General features: G+C 70.8%; 19 protein-coding genes. 6 read left to right on the top strand and 13 right to left on the bottom strand.

Translation table 11 applies throughout. The features are described 5' to 3' along the window. Positions 1-88: 88 nt before the first annotated feature. Positions 89-1,237, bottom strand: a complete 1,149-nt coding sequence (locus ABZ934_RS03440; protein WP_361307993.1) for a glycerate kinase — start codon at positions 1,235-1,237, stop codon at positions 89-91. Between the two features lie 231 nt (positions 1,238-1,468). On the opposite strand from ABZ934_RS03440, the gene ABZ934_RS03435 reads away from it, so the two are divergent. The 5 genes from ABZ934_RS03435 to ABZ934_RS03415 all read left to right on the top strand — a co-directional run bounded on the left by ABZ934_RS03435 (position 1,469) and on the right by ABZ934_RS03415 (position 4,250). Further along, the gene (locus tag ABZ934_RS03435) at positions 1,469-1,780 is read left to right on the top strand and encodes a hypothetical protein (protein WP_361307991.1); all 312 of its coding nucleotides are present in this window, start codon (positions 1,469-1,471) and stop codon (positions 1,778-1,780) included. A 44-nt stretch (positions 1,781-1,824) separates the two neighbouring features. After that, on the top strand, positions 1,825-2,325 hold the full coding sequence (locus ABZ934_RS03430; protein WP_361307989.1) for an NUDIX hydrolase: 501 nt from the start codon (positions 1,825-1,827) through the stop codon (positions 2,323-2,325). 45 nt (positions 2,326-2,370) lie between these two features. Then, entirely contained in the window at positions 2,371-2,799 is a 429-nt protein-coding gene (locus ABZ934_RS03425) for a hypothetical protein (RefSeq protein ID WP_361307987.1), read from the top strand. A 179-nt stretch (positions 2,800-2,978) separates the two neighbouring features. Further along, a complete protein-coding gene (locus ABZ934_RS03420; RefSeq protein ID WP_361307985.1) occupies positions 2,979-3,152 on the top strand; it encodes a hypothetical protein in 174 nt (57 codons plus the stop codon). 54 nt (positions 3,153-3,206) lie between these two features. Next, a complete protein-coding gene (locus tag ABZ934_RS03415; RefSeq protein WP_361307983.1) occupies positions 3,207-4,250 on the top strand; it encodes a cytochrome P450 in 1,044 nt (347 codons plus the stop codon). A 26-nt stretch (positions 4,251-4,276) separates the two neighbouring features. Here the strand turns inward: ABZ934_RS03415 and ABZ934_RS03410 are convergent, their stop codons facing one another. The 11 genes from ABZ934_RS03410 to ABZ934_RS03360 form a co-directional block, all read right to left on the bottom strand. Beyond that, complete coding sequence (locus tag ABZ934_RS03410; protein WP_361307981.1) at positions 4,277-4,786, bottom strand: methylated-DNA--[protein]-cysteine S-methyltransferase; 510 nt, start codon at positions 4,784-4,786, stop codon at positions 4,277-4,279. A 43-nt stretch (positions 4,787-4,829) separates the two neighbouring features. Further along, positions 4,830-6,311 carry an AlkA N-terminal domain-containing protein gene (locus tag ABZ934_RS03405; RefSeq protein WP_361307979.1) on the bottom strand — a complete coding sequence of 494 codons (1,482 nt, stop codon included), beginning with the start codon at positions 6,309-6,311 and terminating at the stop codon, positions 4,830-4,832. Between the two features lie 321 nt (positions 6,312-6,632). After that, positions 6,633-7,412 (bottom strand): CDP-diacylglycerol--serine O-phosphatidyltransferase, encoded by a 780-nt coding sequence (pssA, locus tag ABZ934_RS03400; RefSeq protein WP_361308707.1) that lies wholly within the window; start codon positions 7,410-7,412, stop codon positions 6,633-6,635. A 64-nt stretch (positions 7,413-7,476) separates the two neighbouring features. Then, entirely contained in the window at positions 7,477-8,133 is a 657-nt protein-coding gene (locus ABZ934_RS03395) for a phosphatidylserine decarboxylase (RefSeq protein WP_136212902.1), read from the bottom strand. A 185-nt stretch (positions 8,134-8,318) separates the two neighbouring features. Beyond that, a complete protein-coding gene (locus tag ABZ934_RS03390; RefSeq protein WP_361139237.1) occupies positions 8,319-9,524 on the bottom strand; it encodes an acyl-CoA dehydrogenase family protein in 1,206 nt (401 codons plus the stop codon). 5 nt (positions 9,525-9,529) lie between these two features. After that, positions 9,530-10,042: a MaoC family dehydratase gene (locus tag ABZ934_RS03385; protein WP_030155134.1), complete on the bottom strand. Its 513-nt coding sequence runs from the start codon at positions 10,040-10,042 to the stop codon at positions 9,530-9,532. A gap of 5 nt (positions 10,043-10,047) precedes the next feature. After that, positions 10,048-11,022 carry a CoA ester lyase gene (locus ABZ934_RS03380; RefSeq protein WP_361307977.1) on the bottom strand — a complete coding sequence of 325 codons (975 nt, stop codon included), beginning with the start codon at positions 11,020-11,022 and terminating at the stop codon, positions 10,048-10,050. After that, positions 11,019-13,070 carry a protein meaA gene (locus ABZ934_RS03375; protein WP_361307975.1) on the bottom strand — a complete coding sequence of 684 codons (2,052 nt, stop codon included), beginning with the start codon at positions 13,068-13,070 and terminating at the stop codon, positions 11,019-11,021. The genes ABZ934_RS03380 and ABZ934_RS03375 overlap by 4 nt, the downstream gene beginning before the upstream one ends. A 48-nt stretch (positions 13,071-13,118) precedes the next feature. Then, positions 13,119-14,456 carry a crotonyl-CoA carboxylase/reductase gene (gene ccrA, locus ABZ934_RS03370; RefSeq protein ID WP_361307973.1) on the bottom strand — a complete coding sequence of 446 codons (1,338 nt, stop codon included), beginning with the start codon at positions 14,454-14,456 and terminating at the stop codon, positions 13,119-13,121. Positions 14,457-14,859: 403 nt separating this feature from the next. After that, positions 14,860-15,675, bottom strand: coding sequence for a TetR family transcriptional regulator (locus tag ABZ934_RS03365; protein WP_361307971.1), 816 nt, complete (start codon positions 15,673-15,675; stop codon positions 14,860-14,862). 196 nt (positions 15,676-15,871) lie between these two features. Further along, on the bottom strand, positions 15,872-17,674 hold the full coding sequence (locus tag ABZ934_RS03360) for a 3-hydroxybutyryl-CoA dehydrogenase (RefSeq protein WP_361307969.1): 1,803 nt from the start codon (positions 17,672-17,674) through the stop codon (positions 15,872-15,874). Between the two features lie 340 nt (positions 17,675-18,014). Here ABZ934_RS03360 and ABZ934_RS03355 point away from each other — a divergent pair, with 340 nt between their 5' ends. Next, a complete protein-coding gene (locus ABZ934_RS03355) occupies positions 18,015-18,587 on the top strand; it encodes an adenylosuccinate lyase (protein WP_361307967.1) in 573 nt (190 codons plus the stop codon). A 22-nt stretch (positions 18,588-18,609) separates the two neighbouring features. Here the strand turns inward: ABZ934_RS03355 and ABZ934_RS03350 are convergent, their stop codons facing one another. Further along, on the bottom strand, positions 18,610-20,205 hold the full coding sequence (locus ABZ934_RS03350) for an alpha/beta hydrolase (protein ID WP_361307965.1): 1,596 nt from the start codon (positions 20,203-20,205) through the stop codon (positions 18,610-18,612). Positions 20,206-20,274: the final 69 nt, after the last annotated feature.

The following is a 20,274-nucleotide window of genomic DNA, read 5'->3' as shown; positions in this document are numbered from 1 at the left end:
CCGGTTTTCCACCGCTCACGGACACGGGAGAGGGCCGGCCCCCGCACCGGGGGCCGGCCCTCTCCCGTGTCACCCGAACCCGAACCGGTCAGAGCACGTCGGCCGCGATGTTGGCCGCCACCCGCTCCAGCAGCGGACCGGCGTTGGCGATGCACTTGGCGGGGTCCGGTTCGATCTCCGTCAGCGGGTACGCCCGCCGGATGCCGGCCGCGCGCAGCGCCTCCTGCTCCAGCAGGAGCCGTCCGCACACCGCCACGACCTCCTTGCCCGCGGCGCGGGCGGCGGCCGCGACACCGGCCGGGGCCTTGCCGTGCAGGGTCTGCTCGTCCAGCGAACCCTCGCCGGTGATGACCAGTGTGGCCCGCTCCAGCGCCGGAGCGAAGCCCAGCACCTCCAGCATCAGCTCGATACCCGGACGGAACGTCGCCCCGAGCAGCAGCGCGCCGTAGCCGATGCCGCCCGCGCCACCGGCGCCCGGCAGCACCGCGCACTCGGCGGCCTTCGCGCCGATCGCCTTCTCCAGCACCACCGCGAAGTGCGCCAGCGCCGCGTCCAGCGTCGCCACGTCCTCGGGGGAGGCGCCCTTCTGCGGCCCGTACACCGCCGGCGCGCCCTTCGGGCCCGTCAGCGGGTTGTCCACATCGCTGGCCAGTACGAAGTCCACGTCCGCGAAGCGCGGGTCGATGCCGGACAGGTCCGCCGAGGCCAGGGAGGCCAGCGCGCCGCCGCCCGGACCGACCGGTTCGCCGTTCGCGTCCCGGAACACCGCGCCGAGGGCGGCGAGCATGCCCGCTCCGCCGTCCGTGGTGGCGCTGCCGCCCACACCGAAGACGATCGAGCGCGCGCCCGCGTCCAGCGCGGCCTTGAGCAGCTCGCCCGAGCCGTACGTGGTCGCCGTCAGCGGGGCGAAGACGCCCTGGGGGAGCAGTTGGAGCCCGGATGCCTCCGCCATCTCGACCACGGCGGTTCCGTCCCGGAGCGCGAAAGCGGCCGTGACCTGGTCGCCGAGGGGTCCGGTGACCCGCACCTCGCGACGTTCGAAACCGGCCGCCACGGCGGCCGCGACCGTACCGTCGCCGCCGTCCGCGACGGGGAGAGTCTCGATCTCCACGCCCGGTACGGCCTTGCGAAGGCCGGCCGTCACCCGCTCCGCGACCTGTACGGCCGTGAGCGAGCCCTTGAATTTGTCCGCGGCGATGAGCACGCGCGCGGCCTCAGTTACTGCTCCGTCCGTCACCTTTGCTAATCCCTTGCTATCGAACAGTGCAGTCGCGCCGCCATGAGCCTATCCGGAGGATCCTCCTATGCCCATGGGTGGCCTGGGACACACGCGGCGCGCCATGCCCCCAAATGGGGACATACGCCTGCATAGTCTGGCCGCATGAGCACGGATCCACTGGAAGAGGCACGCCCGGACGCCCCCGACCGGACCCCCTAAGACCCCGGGTCCGGCGCTCCCGACCTCGCCGTGGTCACGGTCGGCGCGGTCACCGTGCTCGCCGTCGTCGCCTGGGCCGCGCTCGGCGGGGGACTCCTTCGGCACCGCCATGTGCTCGTCATGCTGCTGCTGTGTCGGGCGCTGGTGAAGGAACTGCGGGAGGACCCGGGCGTGGGCCCGGCGCACGCCCACTCGCTGCACGGTCTGCGCGACGCCGTCAAGGCGATGGTCGGTGACGCCATCGGCGTCCCGGGCCAGGGCCACCACCTACGCCTGCGGCGCCTGACGGAGCCCAAGGGGCGGGGCCGTGCGGACGACGACCCCGGCGAGCCGAGGCCGTGATCCGGGCGCCGCGCACCGGAGGGCCGCTGGGTAGGGTGGCGGACGTGACGACCACGGATGACTACGCCACCTACATCGCGAGCCTGCCCCGGGTGCTGGCCGGCGCCGCCGCCCTCTTCCGGGACGTCGAGGGGCGGGTGCTGATCGTCGAGCCCGACTACCGCGAGGGCTGGGCCCTGCCCGGCGGCACCATCGAGTCCGACCGCAACGAGTCCCCGCGCAGTGCCGCGCGGCGCGAGAGCGCCGAGGAGATCGGCATCGACCAGCCGCTCGGCCGGCTGCTCGCCGTGGACTGGAGCGTGGGCGTGGGCCGCCCCCCTCTGGTCGCGTACCTCTACGACGGCGGTGTGCTCGACGCCGAACAGCTCGCCTCCGTCAAGCTCCAGGAAGAGGAACTGCTCTCCTGGAAGCTGGTCCCGCCGGCGGAGCTGACGACGTACCTGCTGGGATCGCTCGCCCGGCGCGTCCAAGAGGCGTACCGGGTGCTGGAGTCGGGCGCGGGCACCGTCGAGCTGGAGAACGGCCGCCGGCCGGGGTCCGCGTAACACCCGTTATCCGTCGCCTACTTCGCCCAGGACAGAATGCAGCGCATGATCACGATGTACGCCTGGCCGAGCACGGCCGACGGGCCGGACGCCCTTCCCATGGTCCACTTCACCACCGACGAGCAGGCCGGGGGCGAGGTCACGCCCGAGGGTGCGCCGGTCTGGATGTTCGACGGCGCGATACGCGACGGCGGCTGGGCCGAGTTCGCCGACTTCGAGGCGTGGTCGGTCCCGGCCGCCGATTGGCAAGCCTTCTACCGCCGCGAGGACGACCTCCTCGCCGTCACCGGCCCCGGCAGCTGTGAGGGCTGGTACCAGGGCAAGCTCGGCGCGGACGCGCAATGGGTCGCCGCGGCGACCGAGCAGCGGAGCGTGGTCCTGCTCGCCGCACCGGTCCAACACCCCTCGCTGTACGCCTACGCGGTCGAGGCGGGCGCCGGTTTCGCCCTGCTGGTCCCGCTCGCGGTCGTCTAGACGCCCCTGGGGATACCCCTGGTGCCGCGGTCGGGAGGGTGTGCCGGGCGGCGCGACCCGGTAAGCCCATTCCGCTCACGGCGCCGGTGACGCGGACCGATCCCAGAACTTGAGAAAGCCCGCGCTTTGCTTGACCGGAAAGATCAAGCCCTGCTTGACTCGTCGCCTACCAGTTCGAATTGAAGCGCGATGCCGGCACGGGCGATTCGCTTTCTGTAAAGGACGGTCAGGATATGGCGCTATTAGCGGATAGCACGCCGGAGCAGCAGGACATCGCCTTCATCGACGTCCTCGACCCCGCATTCCGGTTCACCTCTCCCGAAGTGGCGCAGGCCCGGGAGAAACACTGGTAAGCGAAGACCCCCCTCGGCCTGCTCGTCCTACGCTACGCCGAGGCGAAGGACCTCGTGCGGGATCCCGGCCTGATCCACAACGGCGTCCGTTTCATGGAACAGAACGGCGTCACCGAGGGCCCGATCTACGACTGGTTCGTCAACGGTCTCGTGAGTCGTGATTTCGAGGACCACCGTCGTCTGCGCGGTCTGGTGAACAAGGCTTTCGTCCCGCGCATGGTCGAGAATCTGCGCCCGCTCATGCGGGAGACGTCGGAGCGGCTGGCCGACAAACTCGCCTCCGCCGGCGACATCGATTTCATCGAGGAATTCGCCGACCGGCTCCCCCTCGTGGTCATGACCGAACTCCTCGGGATTCCGCCGGAGGACTTCCCCACCTTCCGCACCTGGACCTCCGACATCGGCCTGGTCTTCTCCCTGGCGCTGGGCGGGGACATCCCCGCACGCGTCGAGGCCGCGGTGACCGGTCTCTACGGCTACGTCGACGCCCTGATGGCCGCCAAGAAGGCCGATCCGGGTGAGGACCTCATCTCCGCGCTGGTGGCGCTCCAGCACGCGGAAGGCACCGCCAGCCTCGACGAGCTGCAGAACCTCATCGTCTCGATGATCTTCGCCGCCCACGACACCACGCGGCTCCAGCTCGCCAACGCCATGGTCACCTTCGCCGAGCACCCCGACCAGTGGAAGCTGCTGGGCGACAACCCCGACCTGACGCAGCAGGCGGTGGAAGAGGTGATGCGGTGGCGCCCGTCCACCAACGCCCTCTTCCGGTACGCCCCGGAGGACTTCGAGTTCCGCGGGGAAGTGATCCCCAAGGGCACCATGCTCCTGATCGGTGTGCAGGCCGTACAGCGTGATCCGCGGGTCTTCCCCGGCGGCGACGTCTTCGACATCACCGCCACCCGGAGCACCCCGGTCCTGCAGTTCGGTGGGGGGCTGCACTACTGCCTGGGGGCCCCGCTCGCGCGCATGGAGATCACGGAGGCGCTGCCGGTGCTGGCGAAGCGGCTGGGAGCACCGTCCGTCGCCGGTCCCGTCACGTGGCGCCCCGCCATCGGCATCACGGGCCCGAACGAGCTGCCCCTGCGCTTCGCCTGACCGGAGTTCCCGCACGGCGGTCGGCGTCAGACCGGCAGGGACCGCTCGCCGGCCTCGAAGGCCAGCAGCCGGACCTTGCGGTCGACGCCGCCGCCGTAGCCGGTCATCGCACCCGAGGCACCGATCACCCGGTGGCACGGCACGATGATCCCGACCGGGTTCTTGCCGTTGGCCAGTCCCACGGCCCGGGAGGCGCCCGGCTTGCCGAGCTTCGCGGCGAGTTCACCGTAGGACCACGTCTGCCCGTAGGGGATGCGTACCAGCTGTTCCCACACGCTGCGTTGGAACGCCGTGCCCTCCAGCCGGACCGGGACGGTGAAGTCGGTGAGCTCGCCGGCGAAGTACGCGGTCAACTGCCGTGTCACTTCGGGGAACGGCTCCTCCGCCGACGACACCCGTTCGCCGAAGGACTCCTCCAGCGGGCGGTGGCGCTGGCCGACCATGTAGAGGCCGCTGAGGACACCGTCGGTGGCCACGAGGGTGAGCGGCCCGTAGGGGCTGTCCACGAGCGTGTGCTGCTTGCTGCTGTCGTTCATTGCTGGTCGTCTCCTCGGACGGGCCCGGACGGGCTCGGACGGGTCAGGCGGGCAGGTGGTTGATCGGGTGGCTGTCGGTGGCCCACAGGTACTGGACGGCGTACGCGCGCCAGGGCCGCCAGCCGGCCGCCCGCGCGGTGAGCGCGGCGGGCGTGGACGGCAGCCCGAGCCCGGCGGCGGCGCGGCGGACCCCGAGGTCGGAGGGCAGGAACGCGTCCGGGTCGCCGAGGGCCCGCATCGCGATGACCTCGGTGGTCCACGGGCCGAAGCCGGGCAGCGCGACCAGCCGTGCGCGGGCCGCCTCCCAGTCGCTGTCGACGCCCAACGGGAGCGAGCCGTCCGCCAGGGCCGAGACCAGGGTCGCGAGGGTCGCCCGGCGGCTGCGGGGCAGGGCGAGCGATTCGGGATCCAGCGCGGCCAGGGCCCGCGGTGAGGGGAACAGGTGGGTCAGCCCGCCCTCGGGGTCGGGGTCGGCGACCGGCTCGCCGTGTGCGGTGACCAGCCGGGCCGCGTGCGTACGGGCCGCCGCGGTGGACACCTGCTGGCCGAGTACGGCGCGTACGGCGAACTCGGCCGCGTCGACCGTACGGGGGACCCGCCGCCCCGGCGCCTTGTCGACGAGCGGGGCCAGCAGCGGGTCCGAGCGGAGCTGCTCGTCGACGGCCTCGGGGTCGGCGTCGAGGTCCAGCAGCCGGCGGCAGCGGCTGATGGCGATGGTGAGGTCCCGCAGGTCGGTCAGGGCCAGTTGGCAGGCGATGTGGTCGGGCCGAGGGGCGAGCGCGACGACGCCGGTTCCGTACGGCAACCGCAGCGTCCGGCGGTACGCGCCGGCGCGCCACTCCTCGACGCCGGGGACCGCGGTCGCGGCGAGGTGGCCGAAGAGGTTGTCGGGGTTGAGGGGCGCCCGGAAGGGGAGCCGCAGGCTGATCGTGCCGGGGATGCGGGGCTGGTCGCGGTGGGCCTTGGCGGATCGGGTGCGCAGCTCGCTGGGGGAGAGCGCGAAGACCTCGCGGACGGTGTCGTTGAAGGCCCGGATGGAGGAGAACCCGGCGGCGAAGGCGACGTCACCCATGGGGAGGGCGGAGGTCTCGATGAGCAGCCGGGCGGTCTGGGCACGCTGCGCCCGGGCGAGGGCGAGGGGGCCGGCGCCGAGCTCGGCGTTCAGCTGCCGTTCGACCTGGCGCGTGGAGTAGCCGAGGCGGGCGGCCAGGCCGGGAACGCCCTCGCGGTCCACCACACCGTCATGGATGAGCCGCATGGCACGGGCGACGGCATCGGCGCGGGCGTTCCACTCGGGGGAGCCGGGGCTGGTGTCGGGCCGGCACCGCTTGCAGGCCCGGTACCCGGCCTGCTGGCAGGCGGCGGCGCTGGGCAGGAAGGTCATGTTCTCGACCTTGGGCGGCACGGCGGGGCAGCTGGGCCGGCAGTAGATCCGGGTGGTCCGGACGGCGGTGAAGAACCAGCCGTCGAAGCGGGCGTCCTTCGACTGCACGGCCCTCACACAGCGGTCGGTGTCGGTGTACATGGCTCCAGCATCCCGGGAGGCCCGGTGCGAGGCTGGCGGTTTTCCGACATCAAGCGTAGCCCACCGGGGGTTGTCGCGACGCCCCGCACCCCCCGCGCCTCAATCGCCGCGGGGCTGGTTTTGCTCGACGGGGGCCGCCCGATGCGGCGGCTCCGCCCGGACCCCCGGGGCTCCGCCCCGCACCCCCCGCAGCCTCAATCGCAGGCGGGGCTGGCTTTGCTCGACCGGGGCCGCCCCCGTGCGGGCCGGGGGCGGTATGGCGAAGGCCCCCGGGCGTTTACCCCGCCCGGGGGCCTTCAGCTGCACACACGGTGGCCTGCGTTACGGCTGCGCCGCCCGCGCCTCGCGGCGGTTGTGGCGGAACGTGTTCGCGCGACGGGTCGTCGCGAACAGCGGGATCGTCGCCGCCAGGGCGATCTGCAGCGCGCAGCCCGTCTGGAGCAGCAGCTGACCGCCCGGGGCGTCGAACGCCCAGGCCGCCAGCAACCCCATCGCGCCGACGATCCAGCTCAGCATCGCCACCGCGAGGACACCCCGCGGCTTGGGGTACTCGACGCGGCTCACCATCAGCCACGCCACCCCGATGATCGCAAGCAGCGTCGGGATGAAGGGAAGCCCCAGCAGCACGACGGACACGACCGTCAGGGCTCCGAAGGGGCTCGGCATGCCCTGGAACATGCCGTCCTTCATCGTCACGCAGCTGAATCTCGCCAGGCGCAGGACCACGGCGAGAAGGACCACGATCGCCGCGAGCGCCGACATCTTCTGGTGCGCGTCGTCCGCGACCATGCCGTACACCAGCACGAAGTACGCCGGTGCCAGGCCGAAGCTGATCAGGTCCGACAGGTTGTCCAGCTCCGCGCCCATCGGCGAGCTGCGCAGCTTGCGGGCCACGATGCCGTCGAAGAGGTCGAAGACCGCCGCGAGCAGCATCAGTATCACCGCCGTCGCCGCGCTGTGCCGGGCCATGCCCGACTCGCCGCTGCCGGTGAGGTGCGGGATGAGGATTCCGGTGGTGGTGAAGTACACCGCCATGAATCCGCAGGTCGCGTTGCCGAGGGTGAGCGTGTCCGCTATCGACAGTCGCAGGGAGAGCGGCATGTCTTCCGCGTCCGCGTCCTCGTCCTTGGCCTCCGGAACCCAGCCTGTGGCAGGGGTCTCAGGGTCAGTCACGGTCAATTCGGGTCACCCCCGCGGTGGTGGCCTGACCGACCTCGACCGCCACCTCGACACCCTCGGGGAGGTAGATGTCGACGCGCGAGCCGAAGCGGATCAGACCGATGCGTTCGCCCTGCTCCACCTTGGTGCCGGCCGGCAGGTAGGGGACGATGCGACGCGCGACGGCACCGGCGATCTGCACCATCTCGATGTCGCCGAGCTCGGTGTCGAAGTGCCAGACGACGCGCTCGTTGTTCTCGCTCTCCTTGTTGAACGCCGGGACGAACCCGCCGGGGATGTGCTCCACGGACGTCACCGTGCCGGCCAGCGGAGCACGGTTGACGTGGACGTTCAGGGGGCTCATGAAGATCGCGACGCGAGTGCGCCCGTCCTTCCACGGCATGATGCTCTGCACCACACCGTCGGCGGGCGAGATGACACGGCCCTGGGCGATTTCGCGCTCCGGGTCGCGGAAGAACCACAGCATGCCCGCCGCGAGAGCGGTGGCGGGCACGGCCGCCGCGGCCCAGCGTCCGGACTTGCGGGCCCGGGTGAGGCTGAGCGCCGCGGTGGCGACGGTCGGCAGGAGCCACGGCGATGCTCCGCGCGCGAGGCGTCCACCGAGGAGGCCGACGCGAGGTGCAGAGGTTTGGCTGTGGGGCATGGATGACCTTCGTAGCGGGTGATGCCGCGCCGCAAACGGGGGGACGGGACGGCGGCTTTACTGGAATGCTATCGGTTGCGCGCAACAACTGGGCAAGCCAGAAGCCGAGTCGATGACCGTCGGCCAGTGACTGGCAGTGATCCTCTTGCGGAAAATCGGCCGGCGATTCACTGCAAAAGGGACTTTCAGCCCTGGAGTCGGTACTCCTCGAGCAGGCGTCGCCCGATGATCATTTTCTGGATCTCGGCGGTACCTTCACCGATCAGCAGCATCGGGGCTTCCCGGTAGAGGCGCTCGATCTCGTACTCCTTCGAGAACCCGTAGCCGCCATGGATACGGAAGGCGTCCTCCACCACCTCTTTGCAGTACTCGGAGGCGAGGTACTTCGCCATCCCTGCTTCGAGGTCGTTTCGTTCCCCGGAGTCCTTTTTGCGTGCTGCGTTGACCATCATCGCATGGGCGGCTTCGACCTTGGTAGCCATCTCGGCCAGCTTGAACTGGATGGCCTGATGTTCGGCGATCGCCTTGCCGAAAGTGTGACGTTGCTGGGCATAGGAGACACCCAGCTCGAACGCACGCTGAGCGACTCCGCAGCCACGCGCCGCCACGTTGACGCGGCCGACCTCGACCCCGTCCATCATTTGGTAAAACCCTCGGCCCGTCTGCCCGCCCAGGACACGATTGGCCGGAATGCGCAGCCCGTCCATGATGAGCTCGGTCGTGTCGACGCCCTTGTAGCCCATCTTGTCGATCTTGCCCGGGATGGTCAGGCCCGGACGGACCTCACCGAAGCCGGGCTCCTTCTCGACCAGGAAGGTCGTCATCGACTTGTGGGGCGCGGTGCCCTCCGGGTGTCCTTCGTCACTCCGGACGAGAACGGCCACCAGCGTGGACGTGCCGCCGTTCGTCAGCCACATCTTCTGGCCGTTCAGGACGTACTCGTCGCCGTCCTTCACCGCCTTGGAGGTGATGGCCGACACATCCGAACCAAGGCCCGGCTCGGACATCGAGAACGCGCCGCGGACCTCGCCCAGCGCCATGCGCGGGAGGAAGTGGTCCTTCTGCTCCTGCGTGCCGTGCTGCTTGAGCATGTACGCCACGATGAAGTGGGTGTTGATGATGCCCGAGACGGACATCCAGCCGCGCGCTATCTCCTCGACGCACAGCGCGTAGGTGAGCAGCGACTCACCCAGACCGCCGTACTCCTCCGGGATCATCAGCCCGAACAGGCCGAGTTCCTTGAGACCGTCGACGATCGCCTGCGGGTACTCGTCGCGGTGCTCCAACTCGGTCGCGACGGGGATGATCTCCTTGTCGACGAACTCGCGGACCGTCTTGAGGATCTCGCGCTGGACCTCGTTGAGGCCGGCGGTCTGGGCAAGTCGGGTCATGGCTCTTACTTCCCCTGTTCCTTGAGCTGCGGGCGCCCGGGCTGCTCGCCGCCGCGCTCCTTGATGTACGTCTCGGTGGGGACCATCACCTTGCGCCGGAAGACGCAGACGAGGGTGCCGTCCTGCTTGTAGCCCTTGGTCTCCACGTAGACGATCCCGCGGTCGTTCTTCGACTTCGACGGGGTCTTGTCGAGGACCGTGGTCTCGCCGTAGATGGTGTCGCCGTGGAAGGTCGGCGCCACGTGCCGCAGCGACTCGATCTCCAGGTTGGCGATGGCCTTCCCCGAGACGTCGGGGACCGACATGCCGAGCAGCAGCGAGTAGATGTAGTTGCCGACGACCACGTTCTTGCCGAAGTCGGTGGTGTTCTCGGCGTAGTTGCTGTCCATGTGCAGCGGGTGGTGGTTCATGGTCAGCAGACAGAAGAGGTGGTCGTCGTACTCCGTGACCGTCTTCCCGGGCCAGTGCTTGTAGACAGCCCCGACCTCGAACTCCTCGTACGTGCGTCCGAACTGCATGGGGGTCAGCCTTCCGGGATCTCGAACTTGGTGGTCCGCTGCATGCCCGCGGCGCGGCCCTTGCCCGCGATGACCAGGGCCATCTTGCGGCTGGCCTCGTCGATCATCTCGTCGCCCAGCATCGCCGAGCCCTTCTTGCCGCCGGCCTCGGAGGTGCACCAGTCGTACGCGTCGAGGATCAGCTCGGCGTGGTCGTAGTCCTCCTGAGACGGGGAGAACACCTCGTTCGCCGCGTCGACCTGACCGGGGTGCAGCACCCACTTGCCGTCGAAACCGAGGGCCGCGGCCCGCCCGGCGACCTCGCGGTACGCGTCCACGTCGCGGATCTGAAGGAACGGGCCATCGATCGCCTGGAGGTCGTGCGTGCGGGCCGCCATCAGGATCCGCATCAGGATGTAGTGGTAGGCGTCCGCCGGGTAGCCGGGCGGCTGCATGCCCACGACCAGGGACTTCATGTTGATGGAGGCCATGAAGTCGGCCGGGCCGAAGATGATGGTCTCCAGCCGGGGCGAGGCGGCGGCGATAGCGTCGACGTTCACCAGGCCCTTGGCGTTCTCGATCTGCGCCTCGATGCCGATCTTGCCGACCTCGAAGCCCATGGTCTTCTCGATCTGCGTCAGCAGCAGGTCGAGCGCCACGACCTGCTGCGCGTCCTGCACCTTGGGCAGCATGATGCAGTCGAGGTTCTGGCCGGCGCCCTCGACGACCGTGATGACGTCACGGTACGTCCAGTGGGTGGTCCAGTCGTTGACCCGCACCACACGGGTCTTGCCGGTCCAGTCGCCGTTGTTCAGCGCGTCCACGATGGTGTGGCGCGCGCCCTCCTTGGCGAGGGGGGCGCAGGCGTCCTCCAGGTCGAGGAAGACCTGGTCGGCCGGCAGACCCTGGGCCTTCTCCAGGAAACGCGGGTTCGAACCCGGCACCGCGAGGCAGGAGCGGCGCGGCCGCAGCCGGTTCACCGGGGAAGCGGGCGTGGTCATGCGGGAACCTCCATGGGGTCGAGCTTGTTCGCTTTGCGGATCTCGTCGACGATACGGCCGATGATCTCCGTGATGCCGAAGTCCTTGGGTGTGAACACGGCGGCGACTCCTGCCGCCTTCAATGTCACCGCGTCGGCGTTCGGGATGATGCCGCCCACGATGACGGGTATGTCGCCCGCCCCCGCGAGGCGCAGGCGTTCCAGCACGTCGGGGACGAGCGCGCAGTGCGAGCCGGACAGGATGGACAGTCCCACGCAGTGCACGTCCTCGGCCAGCGCGGCGGTGGAGATCTCCTCCGGCGTCAGCCGGATGCCCTGGTAGACCACCTCGAAGCCCGCGTCACGGGCCCGCACCGCGATCTGTTCGGCGCCGTTGGAGTGCCCGTCCAGGCCGGGCTTGCCGACCAGCAGGCGCAGCCGGCCGGCACCGAGCTCCTCGGCCGTCCGGGCGACCTTCTCGCGGACGAGGGCCATCGGGGTGCCCTCCTCGGCGGTGACGGCCACCGGGGCCGACGAGACCCCCGTCGGCGCGCGGAACTCGCCGAACACCTCGCGCAGCGCGCTCGCCCACTCACCGGTGGTGACACCGGCGCGGGCGCACTCCAAGGTGGCCTCCATCAGGTTCTCGGTCCCGGCCGCCGCCTCCTTGAGGCGCTCCAGCGCCTGCCGGGTGGTGGGGAAGACGAACGGGTCGCCCTCGCCCTGACGGTCCGAGGACTCCTCCCGCTCGGCGCGCCAGCGGCCGATGCGCTCGACGATCTGGGCCTCCACCGCCCCGTCCACCGTCATGATGGCGCCGTCCAGGTCGGCGGTGAGCGGGTTCTCCTCGGTCTGCTGGTAGCAGTTGACGCCGACGATCTTGTCCTCGCCGGCCTCGATCCGGGCCCGCCGCTCGGCGTGCGAGGAGACGAGTCGGGACTTGAGGTAGCCCGACTCGACGGCGGCCATCGCGCCGCCCATTTCCTGGATCCGGTCGATCTCCTCCAGGCACTCGGCGACCAGGGACTCGACCTTGGCCTCGATGACGTGGGAACCGGCGAAGATGTCCTCGTACTCCAGCAGGTCGCTCTCGTGCGCGAGGACCTGCTGGATGCGCAGCGACCACTGCTGGTCCCAGGGCCGGGGCAGGCCCAGCGCCTCGTTCCAGGCGGGCAGCTGCACCGCGCGGGCGCGGGCGTCCTTGGAGAGGGTGACCGCGAGCATCTCCAGCACGATGCGCTGGACGTTGTTCTCCGGCTGCGCCTCGGTCAGTCCGAGGGAGTTGACCTGGACGCCGTACCGGAAGCGCCGCTGCTTGGCGTCCTCGATGCCGTAGCGCTCGCGGGTGACCTTGTCCCAGATCCTGCCGAAGGCGCGCATCTTGCACATCTCCTCGATGAAGCGGACGCCCGCGTTCACGAAGAAGGAGATACGGGCGACGACCTCACCGAAACGTTCCTCCGGGACCTGCCCGGAGTCGCGCACCGAGTCCAGGACGGCGATCGCGGTGGACATCGCGTACGAGATCTCCTGGACCGGGGTCGCCCCCGCCTCCTGGAGGTGGTACGAGCAGATGTTGATCGGGTTCCACTTCGGGATGTGGTTGACCGTGTACGCGATCATGTCCGTCGTCAGACGGAGCGAGGGCCCGGGCGGGAAGACGTGCGTCCCGCGCGAGAGGTACTCCTTGACGATGTCGTTCTGGGTGGTGCCCTGGAGCTTGGAGATGTCCGCGCCCTGCTCCTCGGCGGCCACCTGATAGAGCGCCAGCAGCCACATGGCCGTGGCGTTGATCGTCATCGAGGTGTTCATCTGCTCCAGGGGGATGTCCTGGAACAGTCGCCGCATGTCGCCCAGGTGGGAGACCGGGACCCCGACCCGGCCGACCTCGCCGCGGGCGAGGATGTGGTCGGGGTCGTAGCCGGTCTGCGTCGGAAGGTCGAACGCGACCGACAGGCCGGTCTGGCCCTTGGCGAGGTTGCGGCGGTACAGCTCGTTGGACGCCTCGGCCGTGGAGTGGCCGGCGTACGTCCGCATGAGCCACGGACGGTCTTTCTGGCGCTCTGTCATCTCAGGCTGTCCCTTTGGCCCTTGAACGGTCTCGGACGGTCGGGCGAATCAGATGTTCCGGAAGCGGTTGATGGCGTCCAGGTGCTTGGCGCGCATCTCGTGGTCGCGGATGCCCAGGCCCTCCTCGGGGGCGAGGGCGAGGACGCCGACCTTGCCCTGGTGGAGGTTGCGGTGGACGTCGTAGGCCGCCTGGCCGGTGTCCTCCAGGGAGTAGACCTTGGAGAGGGTCGGGTGGATCTTGCCCTTGGCGATGAGGCGGTTGGCCTCCCAGGCTTCGCGGTAGTTGGCGAAGTGGGAGCCGATGATGCGCTTGAGGGACATCCACAGGTAGCGGTTGTCGTACTCGTGCATGTAGCCCGAGGTGGAGGCGCAGGTGGTGATGGTGCCGCCCTTGCGGGTGACGTAGACGGACGCGCCGAAGGTCTCCCGGCCGGGGTGCTCGAAGACGATGTCGATGTCCTCGCCGCCGGTGAGCTCGCGGATGCGCTTGCCGAAGCGCTTCCACTCCTTCGGGTCCTGGGTGTGCTCGTCCTTCCAGAACTTGTAGCCCTCGGCGCTCCGGTCGATGACCGCCTCGGCGCCCATGGCCCGGCAGATGTCGGCCTTCTCGGGGGAGGAGACGACGCAGATCGGGTTGGCGCCGCCGGCCAGGGCGAACTGGGTGGCGTAGGAGCCGAGGCCGCCGCTGGCGCCCCAGATCAGCACGTTGTCGCCCTGCTTCATGCCGGCGCCGTTGCGGGAGACCAGCTGGCGGTAGGCGGTGGAGTTCACCAGACCCGGCGAGGCGGCTTCCTCCCAGCTGAGGTGGTCGGGCTTGGGCATCAGCTGGTTCGACTTGACCAGGGCGATCTCCGCCAGGCCGCCGAAGTTGGTCTCGAAGCCCCAGATGCGCTGCTCGGGGTCGAGCATCGTGTCGTTGTGGCCGTCGGAGGACTCCAGCTCGACCGACAGGCAGTGCGCGACGACCTCGTCGCCCGGCTTCCAGGCGTTGACGCCGGGGCCGGTGCGCAGCACGACGCCCGCGAGGTCGGAGCCGATGACGTGGTAGGGAAGGTCGTGGCGCTTGGTGAGCTCCGACAGGCGCCCGTAGCGCTCCAGGAAGCTGAAGGTGGACACCGGCTCGAAGATCGAGGTCCACACGGAGTTGTAGTTGACCGAGGAGGCCATGACGGCCACCAGGGCCTCGCCCGGGCCGAGTTCGGGAACCGGGACCTGGTCGAGGTGCAGGGATTTGCGCGGGTCCTTCTCGCGGGTGGTGAGCCCGGCGAACATCTCCGCCTCGTCCTTGTGCACGGTGATCGCGCGGTACGAGTCGGGGAGCGGCAGGGCCGCGTAGTCGGCGGCCGTCGCGGCCTGCGACTGGATCGCGTCCAGGATGTCCTTCACGGTGTTGCCTCCGGCTAAGCGCTGATGAGGGGGCGCTGAGGGGATACGCGGCTGCGCGGTACGGGTGTGGTGTGGTGCGGGTCTGGTGCCGTCGGTCCGGCGAAAGCGGTGGTGCGGCGACGCCTGTGGTGGGGCGTACGGGGGCCTGGTGACGCAGGCATCCGGGGCGCGGTCCGTGCCGGGTGGACGTGGACCGCGGGGACATCCGGACCACTTCAACGTATGGCACCCCGTGTCACTCAGCAAGGCACCGCGTGCCAAAACTTTCTCTCATTTGCCATGTGACCTGCGCGAATGAGCGATGATCGATCAGAGTTACCCGCGAGTAGGGGCAAGCCGGACAAACGGAAGGGCCGCCCCCCGTTGTGGGAGGCGGCCCGAGTGGCCCGTGTGGCCGGAGTCGCTACTTGTTCATCCGAAGTGCCTCTTCGATGGTCCGCATGACCTCGTCGAGCGGGGCGTCCGTGCGGGCCACCGCCACCAGCACCTCGCCCTCCGTGCGCACCGCCGCCGGGGCGGCCGACGGGCCGGTGAGGGTGCGCCCCGCGCCGATCCCCGAACCGAAGGTCTTGCGCACGATCGAGAAGGCGTGGTCCAACTGCGCCTCCACGTCTCCCTGGCCGCCCGCGCGCAACCAGCGCCGCAACACGTGGTTGTGAGCCGTGACCACCGCCGAGGCGGCGACCTCCGCCAGCAGCGGGTCGTCGTTGCCGTCGGCGTGGTCCTGCTCGTCGAAGTGGGCCAGCAGATAGCGCGTGAACAGCCGCTCGTACCGGGCCACCGAGGCGATCTCCCGCTCCCGCAGCGCCGGCACCTCACGGGTGAGCCGGTAGCGCTCCACCGACACCGCCGGCGAGGCGGCGTACATCTTCATGACTTCCTTGATCCCCCGGCACACCGTGTCGAGCGGGTGCTCGTGCGCCGGGGCCACGTCGAGGACGGCCTCGGCGCGGGTCAGGGTGTCGTCGTGGTCCGGGAAGATCGCCTCTTCCTTGGACCGGAAGTGCCGGAAGAAGGTCCGGCGGGCCACGCCGGCGGTCGCGGCGATCTCGTCGACCGTCGTGGCCTCGTACCCCTTCGTCGCGAACAGCTCCATGGCGGCGGCCGCCAGCTCGCGGCGCATCTTGAGCCGCTGAGCGGCCGCCTTGGTGCCGGCCGTGCTCTCCGGGGCGTCGGACGCCGTGGCGGCGCGGGGCGAGGTCTTGGCGGGCTGGGACATAGAGCGAAAGTACTTCATTCGCGCAGGAGAGCGCGCCTGAGGGGGGTGGGACGTGGGTGGATGCGGGGGAGGGCCGGCACTGGGCACACAGTGCTCGTCGGGAGGGTTCGTCCGCCGTGAGGGTCCGGCGGACCCGAGGAGCCCTCCCCACGCATCCGGCTCGCGGTCCCGGGCGTCAGGGCGCCCGGGGGGCGGATCACCGGCGGGCGTACTCACGGAATCCGCGGCCGGTCTTCCGGCCCAGGCAGCCCGCCGCGACCAAGTGCTCCAGCAGCGGCGAGGGCGCCAGGCCCGGGTCACGGAACTCCTGGTGGAGCACCTTCTCGATGGCCAGGGACACGTCCAGGCCGACCACGTCGAGCAGCTCGAACGGCCCCATCGGGTAGCCGCCGCCCAGCTTCATCGCGGCGTCGATGTCGTCGATGCCCGCGTAGTGCTGCTCGACCATCTTGATCGCGTTGTTGAGGTACGGGAACAGCAGCGCGTTCACGATGAAACCGGCCCGGTCGCCGCAGTCGACCGCGTGCTTGCGGACCTTCCCGCAGACCTCGCGGACCGTGGCGTGCACGTCGTCGGAGGTCAGGACGGTACGGACCACCTCGACCAGCTTCATCGCCGGCGCCGGGTTGAAGAAGTGCATGCCGATCACGTCCTGCGGGCGTGAGGTCGCGCGCGCCACGGCGATCACCGGCAGCGACGAGGTGGTGGTGGCCAGCACCGCCCCCGGCTTGCAGACCTTGTCCAGGCCCGCGAACAGCTCCTGCTTGACCGCCAGGTCCTCGGCGACGGCCTCCACGGCCAGGTCCACCTCGGCGAACGCGTCCAACGAGCCCGCCGGCGTGATCAGCGCCAGGGTCTTCGCCGCGCCGTCCTCGGTCAGCCGGCCCTTGGACACCGCACGGCCCAAGGACTTGCCGATCGCGGCCTTCGCGGCCTCCGCCTTCTCCTGGCTGCGGGCCGCCAGCACCACCGGGTAGCCGGCCTGCGCGAAGACCTGCGCGATGCCGCTCGCCATGGTGCCGGAGCCGGCCACGCCGACCGACGCGACGGCGCGGCCGGCGCCGAGCAGCGACCCGTCCAGCGGGGTCTGGAGGTCCCGCACGATCACCGGGCTGCCCGGCGCCTCGTACGTGTAGAACCCGCGCCCGGCCTTCTGTCCCGTCAGGCCCGCCTCGGCGAGGTGCCCGAGGATGGGGGCCGGGGCATGCAGCCGGTCGCCGGAGGAGGCGTACATGGCCTCCAGGACGGTACGGGCGGTGTCCACGCCGATCAGGTCCAACAGGGCGAGCGGGCCCATCGGCAGGCCGCACCCGAGCCGCATCGCCGCGTCGATGTCCTCGCGGGAGGCGTACTTCGACTCGTACATGGCGGCGGCCTGGTTCAGGTAGCCGAAGAGCAGGCCGTCCGCGACGAAACCGGGACGGTCGCCGACCGCGACGGGCTCCTTCCCGAGTTCGCGGGCCAGCTCGGTGACCGCCTGGACGGCGGGCGGCGCGGTCAGCACGCAGGAGACGACCTCGACCAGCTTCATCGCCGGCGCCGGGTTGAAGAAGTGCAGGCCCAGTACCCGCTCGGGGCGCTGGGACTCGGCGGCCAAGCGGGTCACCGAGAGGGCGTTGGTGCCGGTGGCCAGGATGGTGTCCGGGCGGACGACCGCGTCGAGTTCGCGGAAGAGCCGCTGCTTGAGGGCGTAGTCCTCCGGGACGACCTCGATGACGAGGTCGGCGTCCGCGGCGGCGCCCAGTTCGGTGAACGTGCGGAACCGGGCGAGCACGGAGTCGCGCTCGGGCTCGGTGAGGCGCTCCCGGGCGACGGAGCGGGCCGTCGCGGCGGCGAGCGCGGCGGTGGCCCGCCGGCCCGCGCCTTCACTGATGTCGATGCCGATGACCTCGCGGCCGGCCCGGGCGAGGACCTCGGCGATGCCGGTGCCCATCGTGCCGAGACCGACGACGGCGACGGTCTGGAGGGTGGACTGACTGGACGTGGACGGACGGTCCATCGCGGGACTCCAGTGGAAGAGGGTGACGACTGAGGGCGCGGCGCGCGGCGCACAGCACGCGGCCGGGTATTCCGCACAGGGGTGCCCGAAGGGCGGAAGAACGGCCGACCCTGTCCCGGGGTCGTGCCGTACGTGAGCGTCGTGCGTGAGCGCCGTACCCGGACGTGCGGCACGGGGCGCCCGGTACCTGGGGTACCGGACCGACTGGTACGGGGCGGCTGCGTCACCAGGCCGGTCCCGTACGTGTTGAGGGGAGCGTAACTCGTCGGTAACCCGTTGGCCAGAGCAGGGGAATGGGGAACGGATGTGACGTACACCGCTGCGGGCCTAGGGTGGGGGCGTGAACCAGGTACTGGAGCGGCTGCGCGGCGAAGCGGGACGGTCGGCGGAGTACGAAGCGCTGCTGGCGGCCGGCCCCGACGGGCTCGCGGACGCGCTGACTTCACCCGGACGGCCCCTGTGGGCCCGCGAACTGGCCGCGTACCGGCTGGGGATGGCGGGGGACCGGCGGGCCTTCGAGGCCTTGGTGCTGCTGCTCAACCACCGCGACCCGCCGCGCTGTGAGGCCGCCGCCCAGGCGCTGGCCGTCCTCGGCGACCCGCGCACGGCCCGCGCGGCGGCGGCCCTGGCGACGAACGAACTCCGCACCGCCTACGCCCTGCACCCGGTGCGCCTGCTCACCGCCCTGCGGGCCCCCGAGTCGGCGCCCGCGTTGATCCGCACCCTCTCCCGGCTCCTCGCGCCGCACGACCCGTACTGGCGCGTCGCCCTGGCGTGCGTCGAGGGCCTCGGCACCCTGGCCGACCCCCGCGCCCACGACGTCCTGACCCGCGCCCAGTCCCACCCCCGCCTGGCGGTCGCGGCCACCGCCTCCCTGCGCGCGCTGCCCGCCCCCGGCGGGGCGGGCAGCTGACCGGGCGGGCGCCCGGCGGGCATCAGCCCCGGAAGCCCAGGAGGCCGTGCAAGGTCGAGCCGCCGGCGGAGCGGGGGAGGGCGCGGGTCGCGGCGGTCGGCTTGGGGGCCGGTTGCGCCGGGCAGGTGGCGTCCGCCGTCTTGCCCGTCCGCAGGTAGGTCGCCAGCTTGTCGTCCAGGCACTTGTTGCCGCTCAGCGCGATCCCGTGGTTGCCGCCGCCCTCCTCGACCACCAGGGCCGCGCCCTTGAGCTTGTCCCGCATGCTCAGCGCGCCGCCGAACGGGGTGGCCGCGTCCTCCGTCGCCTGCAACAGCAGCGCCGAGGAGAGGTCGGCGTTCGTCACGTCCGGCGCGGCGAGCGGCTCGGTTTTCCAGAACGCGCACGGCGCGTTGTACCAGGCGTTGTTCCAGGTCATGAAGGGCGCCTCGGCGTGCGTGCGCCACATGTCGGCCCGCCAGGTGTCCCAGTCCTTCGGCCACGCCGAGTCCCGGCACTGCACGGCCGTGTACACGCTGTAGCCGTTGCCGGCCGCCGGCTCGACCGCGCCGAACCGTTCGTACGCCGCCACCAGCGGCTTCTCGTCCTTGGTCACAGAGTACGCGGAGAACGCCTCGGCCAGGTTGGGCCAGTAGCCGTTGTAGTACCCGCCCGGCATGAAGGTGTCCTCCAGCTCGGACGCGCCGACCTTCCCGCCCGCCGGCGTCTCCCGCAGCGCCTCGCGCATCTCGTACCAGCGGCGCTCCACCTCCGCCGGGTCGCTGCCGAGCCGGTACTTCTCGTCGTACTGCGCCACCCACGCCAGGAACGCCTTGTGACGGGCGTCGAAAGCCCGGTCCTGGGCGAGGTTGTCCTCGTACCAGACCCCGCCCGGGTCGACGACGGAGTCCAGGACCAGGCGGTGCACCCGGTCCGGGTGGAGCTTGGCGTACACCGCGCCGAGGTAGGTCCCGTACGAGTAGCCGAAGTAGCTGAGCTTCGCCGCTCCCAGGGCCGTGCGCAGCGTCTCCAGGTCGCGGGCGGCCGAGACGGTGTCGATGTACGGGAGCACGTCCGCGTGCTTGGTCTGGCAGGACTCGGCGAAGGACTTGACCCGGTCGAGGTTGGCCTGTTCGGCGCGCCCGTCGGTGGGGACGGAGTCCGGCCGCACCGGGGCGAAGTAGCCGGCGGCGCAGTCCAGGGTCGGCTCGCTCTTGCCGACGCCGCGCGGGTCGAACCCGATCACGTCGTACGCGGCGGCCACGTCCTTCGGCAGCGCGGAGGCGACGAAACCGGCCAGCGCCCGGCCGCTGCCGCCCGGCCCGCCCGGGTTGACCAGCAGCGGACCCTGCGACTTCGCCGCCGTGTGCCGGACCCGGGTCAGCGCCAGGGAGATCTGCCGGCCGCCGGGGTTGTCGTGGTCGAGCGGGACCTTGAGGGAGGCGCACTGCAGCGAGGGGTAGCGGGTGGTCGCGCAGCCGGTCCAGCGCAGCGCCGCCGCCGCCGCGCCGGCCGGGCCCGCCGCGCCGGCCGGGGCGGCCGTGACCGGCGTGGCGAGGGCGGCGACGGTCGCGATCGAGAGCAGGACGGCGGCACGGTTCTTGACCTTCACGGAGCCGCGCGTCTTCAAGGGGTCGAGCATGGGGCCTCCCAGCCGAGGGTTCTGGGCGGAATCGTCCCGGAAACCACACCCGGAAGCCCGGATTGCGCC

The organism is Streptomyces sp. NPDC046557 (genome assembly GCF_040645975.1).
Classification (GTDB): Bacteria; Actinomycetota; Actinomycetes; order Streptomycetales; family Streptomycetaceae; genus Streptomyces.
The sequence above is the reverse complement of the archived record's forward strand: the minus strand, read 5'-3'. Positions and strand labels throughout refer to the sequence as shown.

Bases quoted from the DNA above. Each gene is read 5' to 3' on its own strand.
- ABZ934_RS03425 (WP_361307987.1), top strand. From the start codon at position 2,371: ATGATCACGATGTACGCCTGGCCGAGCACGGCCGACGGGCCGGACGCC.
- ABZ934_RS03410 (WP_361307981.1), bottom strand. From the start codon at position 4,786: ATGAACGACAGCAGCAAGCAGCACACGCTCGTGGACAGCCCCTACGGG.
- ABZ934_RS03405 (WP_361307979.1), bottom strand. From the start codon at position 6,311: ATGTACACCGACACCGACCGCTGTGTGAGGGCCGTGCAGTCGAAGGAC.
- pssA (WP_361308707.1), bottom strand. From the start codon at position 7,412: ATGCCGCTCTCCCTGCGACTGTCGATAGCGGACACGCTCACCCTCGGC.
- ABZ934_RS03395 (WP_136212902.1), bottom strand. From the start codon at position 8,133: ATGCCCCACAGCCAAACCTCTGCACCTCGCGTCGGCCTCCTCGGTGGA.
- ABZ934_RS03390 (WP_361139237.1), bottom strand. From the start codon at position 9,524: ATGACCCGACTTGCCCAGACCGCCGGCCTCAACGAGGTCCAGCGCGAG.
- ABZ934_RS03385 (WP_030155134.1), bottom strand. From the start codon at position 10,042: ATGCAGTTCGGACGCACGTACGAGGAGTTCGAGGTCGGGGCTGTCTAC.
- ABZ934_RS03380 (WP_361307977.1), bottom strand. From the start codon at position 11,022: ATGACCACGCCCGCTTCCCCGGTGAACCGGCTGCGGCCGCGCCGCTCC.
- ABZ934_RS03375 (WP_361307975.1), bottom strand. From the start codon at position 13,070: ATGACAGAGCGCCAGAAAGACCGTCCGTGGCTCATGCGGACGTACGCC.
- ABZ934_RS03365 (WP_361307971.1), bottom strand. From the start codon at position 15,675: ATGTCCCAGCCCGCCAAGACCTCGCCCCGCGCCGCCACGGCGTCCGAC.
- ABZ934_RS03360 (WP_361307969.1), bottom strand. From the start codon at position 17,674: ATGGACCGTCCGTCCACGTCCAGTCAGTCCACCCTCCAGACCGTCGCC.
- ABZ934_RS03350 (WP_361307965.1), bottom strand. From the start codon at position 20,205: ATGCTCGACCCCTTGAAGACGCGCGGCTCCGTGAAGGTCAAGAACCGT.